This is a genomic window from Salinibacter ruber DSM 13855 (genome assembly GCF_000013045.1).
Taxonomy (GTDB): domain Bacteria; phylum Bacteroidota; class Rhodothermia; order Rhodothermales; family Salinibacteraceae; genus Salinibacter; species Salinibacter ruber.
On the sequence record NC_007677.1, the window covers coordinates 1,835,683 to 1,850,302 of the forward strand.

A 14,620-nucleotide genomic window follows, 5' to 3' on the forward strand; every position below is an offset into this window, starting at 1 on the left:
TACATCGGCATCCCCATCGGACTGTTCACCCGACGGGTCGGACGAGGCGCTGATTAACGACTTGGGCTCCACACCACGAACTGGTGTTCGCGACTGTACTCATGCACCTCCAGGCTCATGTCCCGATCCTTTCGGCCAACCCCGTACGGAGAGGCGTCCGAATCCCTCGTCAACTACCGACTGGGCGTAGGCGGAGACGACGCACGGCTTTCCTTCTATGCCGTCGAGGAGTCGGCCCGCGGCGTGTCCCTCCGGGCCCCGCACCTGACGTACTACGGGCTGGTCGACGGCACGGCACGGGTCGACGTGGAAGGCGAAGAAGGGCTTGCCGTCGAGGCGGGCGAGTCGCTGGTCGTGCCCCCGCTGCAGACGATCACGGTCGACTTCCCTGCGGCGCACGAGGACCCGGCCCGGTACGTGGTGCTGCGGATCGACCGGTCGCAGGTTCGCTCCATTCTCGATCGTGTCGCGAGCGACGTGCCGTCGGGCCCCGCGGTACAGGACGGGGGGAGGGACGACCCCGCCTACTTTCACGTGCCGGAAAATGAAGGGATCGCCCGCGTGCTGAACATGGTCGCGTACCTGTTTCGGGAGGACCCCCCGAACCGCGACCGCCTGATCGACCTCAACGCGATGGAGCTGCTCATTCAGATGCTTCAGACCGCGTCGCGCCCCCTTCTCGTCGGGGAGCTCCCCCGGAACACCTCCGCCGGCGGATTGGCCGCGGCCGTGCAGTACATCCAGGACAACCTCGACCGTCACATTTCGATCGACGAACTGGTCGAGGAGGCCTGCATGAGCAAGTCCAGCTTCTACCGGCACTTCAGCGACGAATTCGAGATGTCCCCACTGGAGTACATCACGCGGGAGCGGGTCGTCCGGGCGCGGGAGCTGTTGGCGGATTCGGACAACACCGTCACCAACGTGAGCCACGCCCTGGGCTTCAGTAGCACCAGTCATTTCATCGATATGTTTAAAGAGCATGAGGGCGTGACGCCCAAGCAGTATCAGATGGACCTCCTGGACTAGCGTTGCGTCCATTAGGAAGCGCTTCCGTCGTCCCTCACCTGGGGGCGTTCAGACCACATCACCCGTTCGTTCCTGATCTATGTCCTCCATTACACTGTTCGGTGCCGGAAGCTGGGGCACAGCCATGTCCGTACATCTCGCGTCGGCGGGGCGGGACGTTGTGCTGTGGGCACGCCGTCCGGAGGTGGCCGACGAAATTCGTCGCACCTCCCACAACCCCACGTACCTACCGGAGCTGCTCATCCCGTCTTCCGTGTACATCACGACGGACTTGGAGAAGGCCGCGGAGGCGTCCGACCTGTGGGGCATGGCCGTGCCGTCCCAGCAGCTTCGGGGGCGGGCCGAGCACCTCCGCCCGCACGCCCACTCGGGCGTCCGGCTCGTGGCCCTGTCGAAGGGCATCGAGAACGAGACATTGCTCACCATGTCGCAGGTCCTCGACGATGTTTTCGAGTCGGTGCCGTCGGACCAGATCGGGGCGCTGTACGGCCCGAGCCACGCCGAGGAGGTCGCCGAGGGGCGCCCCACGGCCGTCGTGGCGGCGGCCCCCGATGAGGGGGAGGCCCGGCACATCCAGAAGGTGTTCATGACCGAGCGCCTGCGCGTCTACATGAACACAGACGTGCTCGGGGTCGAAATCGGGGGCTCTGCCAAAAACGTCCTCGCCATCGCGGCGGGGATTGCCGACGGGGTGAGCTACGGGGACAACGCCAAGGCCGCCCTCGTCACGCGCGGCCTGGCCGAGATCCGACGCCTGGGACAGGCCCTCGGGGCCGACCCGCAAACCTTTGCGGGCCTGGCGGGCATTGGCGACCTCGTGGTGACCTGCATGAGTCCGCACAGCCGCAACCGGTACCTGGGGGAGCAGATCAGTACGGGCAAGAGCCTCGACGAAGTCCTCAATGACATGGCGATGGTTGCGGAGGGGGTGCGCACGACCCGCTCCGTCTACAACCTGGCGAAGCACCACGGGGTGGAGATGCCCATCACGGAGGCCGTTCACGCCATTCTCTTCGACGACAAGAGCCCCCGGAAGATGGTCAAGCGCCTCATGACCCGTTCGGCCAAGCACGAGAACTGGCTTCCGACCACCCTGCAGCAGTAGGGGCCCGTGCCGCCGGCCCGGCGGCCGCTCCCGAGCCCACGTCCTTCCTGGTACAGATCGTTCATCTCATGTCGCATGCCCTGTCCGACGGCCCGGCCCCGTCTGGTGCCCTGGAGTCGGTCATGACGCTCGAGCAGTTCATCCTGGACCGCCGCGGGCGCTTCCCGCAGTCTACCGGGGCCTTTTCGCGGCTCCTGCGCGACGTGAGCGTAGCGGCGAAGATCATCAACCACAACATCCGGCGGGCGGGCATCCTTGACGTGATGGGGGAGAGCGGAACCGTCAACGTGCAGGACGAGAAGCAGAAGAAGCTCGACGAGATTGCCGATCGGGAGCTCGAACGTGCCCTGCGTCGGGGCGGGGAGTGTTGCCTGGTCGGCTCGGAGGAGCAGGCGGACACGATCTCCCTCTCCCCGCGGGGGGACTTTCAGGAGCGCTTTGCGGTGTTCTTCGACCCGCTCGACGGGTCGAGCAACACGGACGTCAACGCATCGGTGGGCACGATCTTCAGCGTCTACACCCTGCCCGAGGGCGCGGACGAGGGCGACGCCCTGGACGTGGCCCTCCGGCCCGGGGCCGAGCAGGTGGCGGCGGGGTACGTGGCCTACGGCTCGTCCACCATGTTTGTCTTTACGACCGGCAACGGCGTCAACGGCTTCACCTTGGATCCGGGGATCGGGGAGTTTTTGTTGACGCACCCCGACCTCCAGATTCCCCAGGCGCCGGCGATGTATTCGATCAACGAGGCCGACATTGAGGACTTCTCGCCGGAGCTTCGCGCGTTTCTGCAGTGGCTCAAGACCAAAGATCCGGACACGGGACATCGCATCCGCGCCCGCTACATCGGCTCCTTCGTCTCCGACTTCCACCGAAATCTGCTAACGGGTGGATTGTACATGTACCCGGCCACTTCGGACCATCCGGACGGAAAGCTGCGCCTGATGTACGAGGCCAATCCCATGGCCTTTCTCGTGGAGCAGGCCGGCGGACGGGCGTCCACGGGCCACCAGCGCATTCTCGACCTTCAGCCCGAGGGCCTGCACGAACGCACGCCACTGTTTATTGGCAGCGCCCCGCTGGTGAAGGCGGCGGAGGCGTACCTGCAGGGCCGTGGGGCGGAGGCGGTCGGTGGGGCCTGAACGTTGGCCGTCACGGGGCGTAGGAGCACCACGTTTTTGCCCCACGACTCTGCCCCACACCGCATGCCCGACGAGCCGTCAACCACGGCAATCGACCCGCCGCAGAAGTCCCTCGATTCCATGCGTCGCCCCGATGCCCTCGACCGGTCGTTCGAGGGCTGGTCCGAGGAGGTCTTCGCAATGCTGGATCGGCTCCGGGCCGAGCCGCACATCGACCAGTACAAAAAAGAAAAGCCGGAGGTCACCGAGTATCTGAAGGACCCGTTCCGTCGCTACCGCGATGATCTGGTGGTGAACTGGGTGCTTCCGAATCGGCTCGGGTTCGAGACCGAGAAGTACGTTTTCAGTCGCCTGCTCAAGAACGACTTTGGCGCCGGCGGCTGCAACGACAACCTGTGGATGTCATTTTACCGGCCGGAGACACGCCGCCTCGAAGACGTCCAAATCACCCATCGCGTGTCCCCGGACGGATTCGCGGTCGGCATCTACGTCGGGTCCCACGCCACGGACCTGCTGGCCCAGGCGAAGTCGCGGATCCAGGATGCCCCTGCCACTTACCTCGATCTTGTAAACCCGTTATTGCAAAGAAAAAATTGGCGATTCTACACACACGGCAGGTCGGGCGGCAGCAAGACGAAAACCGAGTTTGACGTGCCTCTCGACCACATTCCGGACTGTGTAGAGGGGGCGAACGGAATCTACGTGCGCCACTACATCGGTCGCGAGGAGACGCTCAATCTTGGGGCGAACCTGGTTGACCGTGCGCTCGATCTGGTCTTCGACGTGTGGCCGATCTACCGGTTTTACCTGGCCGACGCGTTCGCATAGCCCAACGTCTCTCTTTAGGCAGAAGAGGTGTTGGGCAGAGCATCTCCCCCCGCTGCCGCATCACTCCACAACAGCCGCTTCGTACGAATGTCTGACCTCGTCCAGACCTCAACCGAGGGTTCGGTCTGCACTCTTCGCCTCAATCGCCCCGACAAGCGCAACGCTTTAAACGCCGACCTTGTGACGGCCCTGAAGGGGGCCCTCGATGCCGCGGAGGACGACGACTCTCTTCGCGCCGTTGTTCTCACAGGGACCGGCTCGGCCTTTTCGGCCGGGGCGGACCTATCCTCGCTTCGGGCCATGCGCGAGGCGGGGCCGACGGAGAACCAGACGGACTCTCGCCACCTGGCGGAGCTCTTCCGCCGGATTTACCAGTCGTCAATGCCCGTTATTGCAAAGGTAAACGGCCACGCAATTGGGGGCGGGTGCGGCCTCGCGTCCGTCTGTGACTTTGCGTACGTGTCGGGCGGCGCCAAGCTCGGATTCACGGAGGTGCGCATCGGGTTTGTGCCCGCCATCGTCATGGTGTTTCTGCGGCGCAAACTGGGGGAGACGCAGACCCGAGACCTACTGCTTCGGGGGCGTCTGGTGGATGCATCCCGGGCCGCGGAGATGGGGCTCGTGACCCGCGTCGTCCCCGAGGACGACCTCGACGAGGCGGTGGACGCCCTGGCCCGCGAACTGGCGCGCGAGACGAGCGGCTCGGCGGTGGCGCTTACGAAGCAGATGCTGGCGCGGGTGCCGGGAATGGGGCTCGACGAGGCACTCGACTACGCGGTGCAGATGAACGCCTTTGCTCGGGGTACGGAGGATTGTCAGGCGGGCATCGACGCCTTCCTCAACGACGAGGATCCGCCCTGGAAACAGGGCGCCCGCGGGTGAGGAACGGGCCACCGGCCGACAGGTACGTATTCATCCAGCTTCGAAAGCATCTCGGGGCGGGCACATAGTTTTTTTAAGTGCCGAGGTACGAACTTTGGGAGGGAAGCATTACCTTCGGGCACAAGAAGGGGTCGACCCGTTGATCCGTGACTACTTTGCTTGACCACTACTTTCAGACTTATGGGTAAAAACGTTGCAGAGAAACTCATTGACAGCCATCTCGCCGATGGACGCTTCGAGGACGTGGAGGTGGGGAAGGAGATCGACCTCGAAATGGACCAGACCCTCACCCAGGACGCCACCGGTACGATGGTGATGCTGGAGTTTGAGGCGATGGGCATTCCCCGCGTCCAGACTGAGCTCTCGGCGCAGTACGTTGATCACAACCTGATTCAGTCCGACTTCAAGAACCCGGACGACCACCTCTTTCTGCGCAGCGCCTGCAAGAAGTTTGGCGCGTGGTACAGCCGGCCGGGGAACGGCGTGAGCCACCCGGTGCATCAGGAGCGGTTCGGGGAGCCGGGCAAGACGCTGATTGGGTCCGACAGCCACTCGCCGGCTGCGGGCGCCATCGGCATGCTCGCCATCGGGGCCGGCGGTCTCGACGTCGCCATGGCGATGGCCGGCAAGCCGTACACGATTAATATGCCGGAGGTGTGGGGCGTCAAGCTCACCGGGGAGCTGCCCGACTGGGTGAGCGCGAAGGACGTCATCCTCACCATGCTGGAGCGCCACGACGTGGATGGGGGCGTGGGCCAGATCATTGAGTACTACGGCCCGGGCCTCGACAGCCTCAGCTGCATGGACCGCCACGTCATTGCCAACATGGGCACGGAGCTGGGCGCTACCAGCACCGTCTTCCCGAGCGACGACGAAGTGCGGGCGTTCCTCCGCCGTCAGGGCCGCGAAGAGGTCTTTGAGGAGATCAAGGCCGACGAGGACGCCGACTACGACGAGTACGAAGAGATCAACCTTTCGGAGCTGGAGCCGAAGATCGCGAAGCCCAGCAGCCCGGGCAACGTCGTGCCGGTGCGGGAGGTTGAGGGCCAGGAGATTTACCAGAGCTACGTCGGCTCCTCGGCCAACCCCGGCTTCCGCGACTTCGCCAGCGCCGCCGAGATTGTGGACGGCCGCCAGGTGCACGACCGCGTCTCGTTCGACGTGAACCCGACCTCGCGGCAGATCCTGGAGAACCTGATGAACTCCGGGCACCTCCAGATGCTCACCCGCGCCGGCGCTCGCATCCACCAGGCCGGCTGCAACGGCTGCATCGGCATGGGCCAGGCGCCCGCCACCGGCCAGATTTCGGTGCGCACGGTGCCCCGCAACTTCCCGGGCCGCTCCGGCACGAAGGAAGACGCGGTATACCTCGTTAGCCCCGAGACGGCCGCCGCCTCGGCACTCACCGGCGAGATCACCGACCCGCGCGACTTGGCGGACCTCTACGACATGGAGTACCCGAACGCGGAGACGCCGGATCAGATCAGCGTCAACACCGACCAACTCGTGGAGCCGCTCAGCGCAGAGGAGGCGAAGAACGTCGACCTTGAGAAGGGCCCGAACGTCGTCTCGCTCCCTGAGTTTGAGCCGCTCCAGAATTCGTTCGACCTGCCGGTCCTCCTGAAGGTGGGCGACGACATCTCCACCGACGAGATCATGCCGGCCGGCTCGCGCATTCTGCCCTACCGCTCCAACATCCCGAAGATCTCGGAGTTCGTCTTCGAGCAGGTCGACGAGAGCTTCTTCGACCGCGCCATGGAGCATCAGGACAACGGCTTCGCCGTCGTCGGCGGCACGAACTACGGGCAGGGATCGAGCCGGGAGCACGCCGCCATCGCGCCGCGGTGGCTCGGCACCCGCGTCAAGATCGCCAAGAGTTACGCCCGGATTCACCGGCAAAACCTGGCGAACTTCGGCATCCTGCCGCTCCTGTTCAAGGACGACGAGTCCTACGACAGCATCGACCAGGGCGACACCCTGCAGTTCCGCAACCTGCGCGAACAGGTGCAGTCCGGAACGGACGTGGAGCTCACGAACGCAGACAAGGACGAGACCTACGTCGTGGAGCACGACCTGTCGGACCGAGAGCTCAAGATGGTGCTCGAGGGCAGCCAGATTAGCGTGGTGAAGAAAGAGTTTGCCGGCGTGGAGGCGTAACGTCGTTTTGACTTAGCCGTGAGACGGACGGGGGAGCCCGCAGTGGCTTCCCCGTTCCGTATTTGGGGGGCTCCGATCGCGCACTTTAATCTGACGGGCTTTCTGGTTTTGAATGGGTGACGAGCATAAAACGGACTTGCCCCGCCCGTTTTACGACGACTGGTCCCGGCGCCGCCGCCCTGCGGCACAGGCGCTCTGGCACTGGCACTCGGCCCTCAAGAGCCCGGCGGTGCCGAAGGGCGAAGACGTGACGGCGTATTTCGACGAGGAGCGGGCACGGGCCGAGTCGGGCCGACCGCTCCGGGGGATGCCCGAAGAGACTGCGTCTGCCGCCTACGAGGCGTGCGAGACCCACGGCCTGACCCTGGACTGGCTCGGGACGCAGGTCGAAGCGGCACGGCTATTCGTGGGGGAAACCCGCTTCGAAGATGCCGATCAGTTGGAAACCTTCGTTCGGCTCTGGGCCGTGCCCCACGCCCGTCTCCTCGCACACCTGGCGGGCCTGACCAATTCCGTTCAGATCGGCTGGGTCGACGAGCTGGCTCGCGGCTTCTTCCACCTGGCGCACCTGCTCCGGCTGCCTGCCGATCTGGCGCGGGGCCGTCTCTTCGTGCCGCTGGACGAGCTTCGCCAGTACGAGGTTTCGGCGAAGCAGCTTCGAACGGGCCCGGCCACAGAAGGGGCCCGCCGCCTGCTCTGGAAGCAGAGCGTTCGGGCGCGCGACGCCCTGCAGCGAGGCCGATCGCTGGCCGACGACCTTGGACTCCGAAAGCGCTACGCCCTGCTTCGGTACTGGCACGGGGCCCTCGCCTTGCTAAACGAACTCGATCGGCGCGACTACGACCTCTGGGCGGCCCCCATCGAACTGTCGCGACTCCGCCGGCTGGAGGTGTACTTGCTCATGCTCTTCGGTCGCCGGTAGGCCCGATCACCCGCGGTCCTTTTAAATTGCAGCGCGTACAATTATGACAACCTACAAGGAAGCCGGCGTTGACGTTGAAGCCGGGGAGGAAACGGTCGACCGCATCCGGTCGAACGTGCAGGAAACCTTTACGCCCGGCGTACTCGCCGACATCGGGGCCTTCGGGTCGTTCTTCGAGCCGGACCTGGAGGGCATGGACGAGCCGGTGCTCGTGTCGTCCATCGATGGGGTGGGCACCAAGTTGAAGGTGGCGTCCCGCGCCGAGCGCTACGACACGGTGGGGCAGGACCTGGTGAACCACTGCGTAACCGATGTGGCCGTGTGTGGGGCGCGGCCCCTGTACTTTCTCGACTATTACGGGGTGGGCACCCTTGAGCCCGACACGGCGGAGGCCGTCGTAGAGGGCTTCGCGACCGCCTGCGACGACAACGACTGTGCGCTGGTCGGGGGCGAGATTGCAGAAATGCCGGACGTGTACGGGGAGGGCGATTTCGACCTGGTGGGCACGGTCGTCGGGCTCGTGGACAAGGGCACGATCGTGACGGGAGACGAAGTCCGTCCCGGGGACGTGCTCCTCGGGCTGCCCTCGACTGGCATCCACACCAACGGCTACACCCTCGCCCGGAGCGTCCTTTTCGACGCGTACACTGTGGACGATTGCCCCTCCGAACTGGGGGGCGCATCGGTGGGGGAGGCGCTGCTTCGGGTTCACCGGTCGTACCTGCGCCCGATTCGAACGCTCGTAGAGGCCGATCTTGCCCGAGGGCTCGCCCACATCACCGGCGGGGGGCTTCCGAACAACCTCGGCCGGGTGGTGCCGGAGGGGTGTACGGCGGCGGTCGATTACGACGCTTGGGACCGCCCGCCGATCTTCTCGTTGATCCAGGAGCGGGGGGACGTGCCGGAAGAGGACATGCGGCAGACCTTTAACCTCGGCATCGGGATGGTGGCCGTGGTGCGGGCGGAGGAGGCCGCCCGGGCGGTCGACCAGCTGGAGGCTGTTGGCGAATCCCCGATCCGGATGGGGCGGATCGAGGCCGCAGGGGCGTCCCACTAGCTGTTTTGAAGGGGGGAACGGCGGGGGCTGCGCAGGGCTCCCCGGAACATTTGACGTCAAATAAGAGGTACGATAGGCACCAAATTCTGAAGGCGCGTTCACGTGTCCTCGTCTTGCCTTCGCGCCGTGCTCTCAATTCACTCACCGCTGCTGGGGTGTCGACATGTGGTCGCTGACCGTCATACTGCTCATCAGCTATTTCCTCGGGTCCATTCCCGGCGCGCTGTGGTCGAGCAAGGCCCTGCATGGGGTCGACATCCGCAATCACGGAAGTCACAACTGTGGGGCCACCAATGCCTTTCGGGTCGTGGGGTGGCAGGCGGGCGCGCTGGCGACGGTCGTTGATTTTGGGAAGGGCTTTCTCGCGGCGGGCGTCGTGGCGTCGGTGATTCGCATCGATCCCATTCCGTCCGGCCTCTCACTGTTTGGGGGGGACCCGTTCGTGGTCCTGGGGCTTCTTGCTGGAGTGGGGGCGGTGATCGGTCACATGTATCCGATTTTTGCGCGGTTTGAGGGAGGAAAGGGCGTAAACACCGCCGCCGGGATGCTCTTTGCACTCACGCCCCTCACCATGGCGATCACGCTCGCGGTTTTCGTGGCGGTGTTGCTGTCCTCCCGGTATGTGTCCCTGTCTTCCATTACCGCCGCCGTGGCGTTCCCCACCATCGTCGCCCTGCGCCGCTTCGGATTCGGGGCCGATCTCGACCCGAGCCTGCTCGTCTTCGGGGGGCTCCTCGCGCTGTCTATCGTGGTGGCGCACCGGTCTAACATTCAGCGCCTCCTAAACGGCACCGAAAGCCAGATTAGCTCCTTCGAGCCGGCCCAGGGCATGCTGGGGCGTGGCGAACTCTGACGGAGATGCTGGGGCCTTCCTGGCGAACGATCTGCCGCACGTGTGGGGCCCCTGCCTGGGGGACGCCCCCGGCGGCTGAGGGCCGTCGGCCCGGCGCCCGATTCTTTGCATCCAGACGATTTCTCATGTCGACATCGATTACGCTCTTCGGAGCCGGAAGCTGGGGAACGGCCCTTGCCGTCCACCTGGCCGCCGCGGGGCGCGACGTAACCCTCTGGGCCCGCCGCGACGAGGCGGTCGAGCGGATGCGGACAACGCACCGCAACCCCACGTACCTCTCGGACATCGAGATCCCGCCCTCCGTGCACGTGACATCGGACCTTGAGGCCGCTGCGGGGGCCTCGTCCCTCTGGGCCGTGGCGGTGCCCTCGCAGAACCTGCGTAGCGTGGCGACCCGCATCGCGCCGCTCACCCGCCCGGGGACGACCGTGGTGTCGCTGGCGAAAGGAATCGAAAACGAGACCCTGCAGACGATGTCGCAGGTGCTGGCCGATGAGCTGGGAGGGATGGAGGCGCAACAGATCGGGGTGCTTTACGGGCCCAGTCACGCGGAGGAGGTCGCCGAAAATCAGCCGACCACACTGGTCGCGGCCGCCCCCACCGAGCCGCGGGCCGAGTGGGTCCAAGACGCCTTCATGACCGAGCGGCTCCGTGTCTACGTGAACACCGATGTGGTCGGCGTGGAGATTGGGGGCTCCGCGAAGAATGTCCTCGCGATTGCGGCGGGAATTGGGGACGGCGTGGGGTACGGAGACAACGCCAAGGCGGCCCTCGTTACCCGTGGCCTTGCCGAGATTCGGCGCCTCGGGATCGCGATGGGCGCCAAGCCCCGAACGTTCGCCGGCCTCGCGGGCATCGGCGACCTGCTCGTGACCTGCATGAGTCCGCACAGCCGCAACCGATACCTGGGGGAGCAGATTGGGAACGGCATGACGCTCGAAGAGATCGAGTCGGAAATGGATATGGTTGCGGAGGGCGTTCGGACGACCCAGTCGGTTCAAGACCTAGCGCGCCACCATGACATCGAGATGCCCGTCACGGAGGCGGTGCACCGTGTCCTGTTCGAGAACCGGCGCCCCGAAGACATGGTTGACGAGCTTATGACGCGCTCGGCCAAGCGGGAGCACTGGCTGCCGCAGGGCCTCCGGAACGTTTCCTAATGCCCGGGCGCGTCTTCGGTTGCTGTCTCCCATTCGCCCCGTCGCCGAGGGCTGCTGATTGGTTTTGTCTCCCCGGCCCGGCTGTACCTACTCATTGTTCGCTTGCACGACCGGTATGACGCGTCGAGAACTAGAACAGCTCGTCGACCTGGGGGAGGGAATCAGTGTGGAGTTCAAGCGCCGGGCGCCCCGGCCCGAGCGCATCGCGAAGGAGGCGGTTGCGCTGGCAAACACCAACGGCGGGCGCATCGTGCTCGGCGTCAACGACGACGGAACCATCATGGGGGTCGAGCACACGTCCGAACAAGAGTTTCTCCTTCGTCAGGCCGTAAACGCCCACTCCCGGCCCGTTGTGGAGTATCAAACGGAGCGCATTGTGGTGGAGCCCCGCTGCGACGTGCTCGTGGTAACGATCCCCGAGAGCAGCACCAAGCCCCACGTCGTCGTGCCCGACGAGGAGGCCCGCGACGACGAGGGCCAGACGTACGTTCGGGTCGAGGCCAGTAGCGTTGAGGCCAGCCCCGAGACCATCCAGGAGCTGCGCAACCAGGAGGACCATGCAGGTGTGACCTTCGAATTCGGGGAGACGGAGTCGTTGCTCATGCGCTACCTGGACGACTACGGTCGCATCTCCGTCTCACAGCTGGCTCAGCTGGCCGACATTCCGCCGGAGCGGGCGTCCCAGACGCTGTTGCGTCTTACGGAGGCCGACCTGCTGCACCTCCATCCCGATGAGGACGGCGATTACTTTACGTTAAACTACTGATCGGGACGGCAACCGACCTTGCGCCACTGCACATGAAGCCCCGCCGCCGGATCTCATGTGTTAGTTTCTGTTATTGCAAGATAAAATAATAATTTTTGCACGCGTCTAGAAGACCCTCTTGGTTCGCCTCAGCACGTGTCGGTTGAAAAAGCGATCGGGGAAGCGAAGGCCTGCCCAGGTGCTCGTCGCCCGCGCAGGGATGGGCGTGAGCCGCGGCGGCCCAATGGAAAACGGTCAAATCTTCCGAAACGCCAGTCAGTGACAGTTGTAACTCCGAAAACGTGTGAGTAAACTATGTGTGCGCCGTCAACATCCGTTATTGAACGCCGCTGATGCCTGTTACCGAAACGATCCCGCTTCACGAGACCGCCCGCGAGCGGTACCTGAACTATGCCCTGTCCGTCATTACCAGCCGGGCCCTTCCGGACATCCGCGACGGCCTGAAGCCGGTGCAGCGTCGCATCCTCTTTGCGATGTTTGACAGCCTGAACCTGTACCCGTCCAAGCGGCACCGCAAGAGCGCGACGGTCGTGGGGGAGACGATGGGAAAGTACCACCCCCACGGCGACAAGGCCATCTACGACGCCATGGTGCGCATGGCGCAGTCGTTTTCGTTGCGGGCGCCGCTGGTCGACGGACACGGCAACTTCGGGTCGCTCGACGGTGACAGCGCGGCGGCGATGCGCTACACGGAGGCCAAGCTGCAGCCCCTGGCCATGGAGATGCTGGAGGGGCTCCGCGACGAGACGGTCGACTACCGCGACAACTTTGACGGCTCGCTGGAAGAGCCGGTCGTGCTCCCTGCCCGCGTCCCCAATCTCCTGGTGAACGGGGCGAGCGGCATTGCCGTCGGCATGGCGACAAACATCCCGCCGCACAATCTCGGCGAGGTGGTCGACGCGGCCCTCCACATGATTGAAGAGCCCGAGGTAGACACCTCGACCCTCGTCCGCGATCACATTCAGGGCCCGGACTTTCCGACCGGGGGGCGCATCCTAAACACGCAGGACGAACTTGCGGAGATCTACGAAACGGGCTCCGGGACGATCGAGATGCGCGGGGCGTACCGGACGAAGGGGAAGACCCGTGCCATCATCGAGTCGGTGCCCTACGGCGTGGACAAGAGCAAAATCGTCGAGGAGATTGCCGACCACATCGCCGAAGAGAACGTCCCGCAGCTGTCGAACGTGCGCGACGAGTCGACCGACGACGTGCGCATCGTGTTGGAGCTGAAGCGGGGCTCCGACACGGAGGCGGCGATGGCCTACCTGTTCAAGCACACGAAGCTCCAGAAACGATTCCACGTCAACCTCACCTGCCTCGTGCCGACCGAGAGCACGGACGTGAAGGCCCCGAAGCAGGTGGATCTCCGTACCATTCTCCGGTACTTCCTCGACTTCCGACTGGACGTCGTGACCCGGCGTCTGCAGAACGAGCTGGCGGAGCTGGAGGCGCGGATTCACATCTTAGAGGGCTTCGAGACGATCTTCGACGCCCTCGACGAGGCCATCGAGATCATCCGGGCCTCGAAGAACAAAGCCGACGCCGCCCAGCGGCTCATGCACCGCTTCCAGCTCGACGAAGAGCAGACCGACGCGATTCTGGAGACGCAGCTCTACAAGCTCTCGCAGATGGAGATTGAGGCGATCCGGGACGAACTCGGGGAGAAGCGGGCCCGGGCGGAGGGAATCCGTCGCCTGCTCGACGACGAGGACGCGCGCTGGGGCATTGTCAAGGACGAGCTTCAGGACATCCGCGACGAGTACACGGACGAGCGCCGCAGTACGCTCGTCGGGCCGGGGGCGGACATGGAGTACACCGAAGAGGATTACATCGTCGACGAGGACGTCCACGTCATTGTCACGCGGGACGGTTGGGTGAAGCGGCAGGGAACGTATTCGGACCTCGACGCCATCCGGACGCGCGACGGAGACGAGGTGGGGTGGGCCCTGGCCGGGTCGACCCGCGCCACCGTCGGCTTTTTTACGAACTACGGCACCTGCTACACCACCCGCATCACGGAAATCCCCAGCACGACCGGGTACGGCGATCCGGTGCAAAAGCTGTTCTCGTTCGACGACGGAGAGCACGTGGTCGGTGTCGTCAGCTTCGACGACCGCGCCCTTCCGGACCCGGTGCCGGCCGAGCCGAGTGAGCAGGGCGAGCTCTTCGACCCGGACGATCCCGACGCGCCGGACCAGCCGTACGTCGTCGCCATCAGCAAGGGCGGGCAGGCCACCCGCTTCACCCTGGACGGCTACCTGGAGCCCTCGATCAGCACGGGCCGTAAGTACATGCGACTGGAGGACGGGGACGAGGTGGCACGCGTCCACCTCGCCCGGGGCGACGAAAACATCTGCCTTGCCTCCCACGACGGGCGGGCGTTGGTCTTCCCCGTGCATCAGGTATCGGTGTATAAGGGGCCCGCCAAAGGCGTGCGCGCCATCCGGCTTGAGGACAACGACCGCGTGCTCGACTTTGCCCTAAGCACTCGGGCCCGCGACGGGCTCACGGTCGAGACGAACAACGGACGGGAAGAGATCGTGCGCACGACGAAGTTCGACGCGACGAACCGGGGGGCGAAGGGCACCCTCGTGATCAAGCGGGGCTACTTCGCGGAGGTCTTCCCGGAGCCTGTGGAAGTGCCCCTGCACGAAGCCGCGTAGTCGGAGGACCTACGATCGCGAGACATCCACTTACGCAGAACGACGATTTCTGAAGT

At 64.9% G+C, this 14,620-nt stretch carries 12 protein-coding genes; all 12 read left to right on the forward strand.

Going from position 1 to position 14,620, the window contains the following annotated elements; all coding sequences use genetic code 11:
• Positions 1–117 precede the first annotated feature (117 nt).
• A complete protein-coding gene (locus tag SRU_RS07780; protein WP_112904003.1) occupies positions 118–1,029 on the forward strand; it encodes a helix-turn-helix transcriptional regulator in 912 nt (303 codons plus the stop codon).
• Positions 1,030–1,108: 79 nt separating this feature from the next.
• Complete coding sequence (locus SRU_RS07785; protein ID WP_011404223.1) at positions 1,109–2,134, forward strand: NAD(P)H-dependent glycerol-3-phosphate dehydrogenase; 1,026 nt, start codon at positions 1,109–1,111, stop codon at positions 2,132–2,134.
• A gap of 68 nt (positions 2,135–2,202) precedes the next feature.
• Positions 2,203–3,273 (forward strand): class 1 fructose-bisphosphatase, encoded by a 1,071-nt coding sequence (gene fbp, locus SRU_RS07790; RefSeq protein WP_011404224.1) that lies wholly within the window; start codon positions 2,203–2,205, stop codon positions 3,271–3,273.
• Positions 3,274–3,336: 63 nt separating this feature from the next.
• Complete coding sequence (locus SRU_RS07795; RefSeq protein ID WP_011404225.1) at positions 3,337–4,101, forward strand: hypothetical protein; 765 nt, start codon at positions 3,337–3,339, stop codon at positions 4,099–4,101.
• A gap of 87 nt (positions 4,102–4,188) precedes the next feature.
• On the forward strand, positions 4,189–4,983 hold the full coding sequence (locus SRU_RS07800; protein WP_237701669.1) for an enoyl-CoA hydratase/isomerase family protein: 795 nt from the start codon (positions 4,189–4,191) through the stop codon (positions 4,981–4,983).
• Between the two features lie 180 nt (positions 4,984–5,163).
• Positions 5,164–7,140: an aconitate hydratase gene (locus SRU_RS07805; protein WP_011404227.1), complete on the forward strand. Its 1,977-nt coding sequence runs from the start codon at positions 5,164–5,166 to the stop codon at positions 7,138–7,140.
• Positions 7,141–7,276: 136 nt separating this feature from the next.
• A complete protein-coding gene (locus SRU_RS07810; RefSeq protein WP_237701670.1) occupies positions 7,277–8,062 on the forward strand; it encodes a phytoene/squalene synthase family protein in 786 nt (261 codons plus the stop codon).
• Positions 8,063–8,105: 43 nt separating this feature from the next.
• The gene (gene purM, locus SRU_RS07815; RefSeq protein ID WP_011404229.1) at positions 8,106–9,119 is read left to right on the forward strand and encodes a phosphoribosylformylglycinamidine cyclo-ligase; all 1,014 of its coding nucleotides are present in this window, start codon (positions 8,106–8,108) and stop codon (positions 9,117–9,119) included.
• Positions 9,120–9,282: 163 nt separating this feature from the next.
• A complete protein-coding gene (gene plsY / locus SRU_RS07820) occupies positions 9,283–9,972 on the forward strand; it encodes a glycerol-3-phosphate 1-O-acyltransferase PlsY (RefSeq protein ID WP_011404230.1) in 690 nt (229 codons plus the stop codon).
• A gap of 125 nt (positions 9,973–10,097) precedes the next feature.
• Positions 10,098–11,132 (forward strand): NAD(P)H-dependent glycerol-3-phosphate dehydrogenase, encoded by a 1,035-nt coding sequence (locus tag SRU_RS07825; protein WP_231847058.1) that lies wholly within the window; start codon positions 10,098–10,100, stop codon positions 11,130–11,132.
• Positions 11,133–11,247: 115 nt separating this feature from the next.
• Positions 11,248–11,898: an AlbA family DNA-binding domain-containing protein gene (locus SRU_RS07830; RefSeq protein WP_013061971.1), complete on the forward strand. Its 651-nt coding sequence runs from the start codon at positions 11,248–11,250 to the stop codon at positions 11,896–11,898.
• 332 nt (positions 11,899–12,230) lie between these two features.
• The gene (locus SRU_RS07835) at positions 12,231–14,564 is read left to right on the forward strand and encodes a DNA gyrase/topoisomerase IV subunit A (protein ID WP_011404233.1); all 2,334 of its coding nucleotides are present in this window, start codon (positions 12,231–12,233) and stop codon (positions 14,562–14,564) included.
• Positions 14,565–14,620 lie beyond the last annotated feature (56 nt).

Bases quoted from the DNA above. Each gene is read 5' to 3' on its own strand.
- SRU_RS07780 (WP_112904003.1), top strand. From the start codon at position 118: ATGTCCCGATCCTTTCGGCCAACCCCGTACGGAGAGGCGTCCGAATCC.
- SRU_RS07785 (WP_011404223.1), top strand. From the start codon at position 1,109: ATGTCCTCCATTACACTGTTCGGTGCCGGAAGCTGGGGCACAGCCATG.
- fbp (WP_011404224.1), top strand. From the start codon at position 2,203: ATGTCGCATGCCCTGTCCGACGGCCCGGCCCCGTCTGGTGCCCTGGAG.
- SRU_RS07795 (WP_011404225.1), top strand. From the start codon at position 3,337: ATGCCCGACGAGCCGTCAACCACGGCAATCGACCCGCCGCAGAAGTCC.
- SRU_RS07800 (WP_237701669.1), top strand. From the start codon at position 4,189: ATGTCTGACCTCGTCCAGACCTCAACCGAGGGTTCGGTCTGCACTCTT.
- SRU_RS07805 (WP_011404227.1), top strand. From the start codon at position 5,164: ATGGGTAAAAACGTTGCAGAGAAACTCATTGACAGCCATCTCGCCGAT.
- purM (WP_011404229.1), top strand. From the start codon at position 8,106: ATGACAACCTACAAGGAAGCCGGCGTTGACGTTGAAGCCGGGGAGGAA.
- plsY (WP_011404230.1), top strand. From the start codon at position 9,283: ATGTGGTCGCTGACCGTCATACTGCTCATCAGCTATTTCCTCGGGTCC.
- SRU_RS07825 (WP_231847058.1), top strand. From the start codon at position 10,098: ATGTCGACATCGATTACGCTCTTCGGAGCCGGAAGCTGGGGAACGGCC.
- SRU_RS07830 (WP_013061971.1), top strand. From the start codon at position 11,248: ATGACGCGTCGAGAACTAGAACAGCTCGTCGACCTGGGGGAGGGAATC.
- SRU_RS07835 (WP_011404233.1), top strand. From the start codon at position 12,231: ATGCCTGTTACCGAAACGATCCCGCTTCACGAGACCGCCCGCGAGCGG.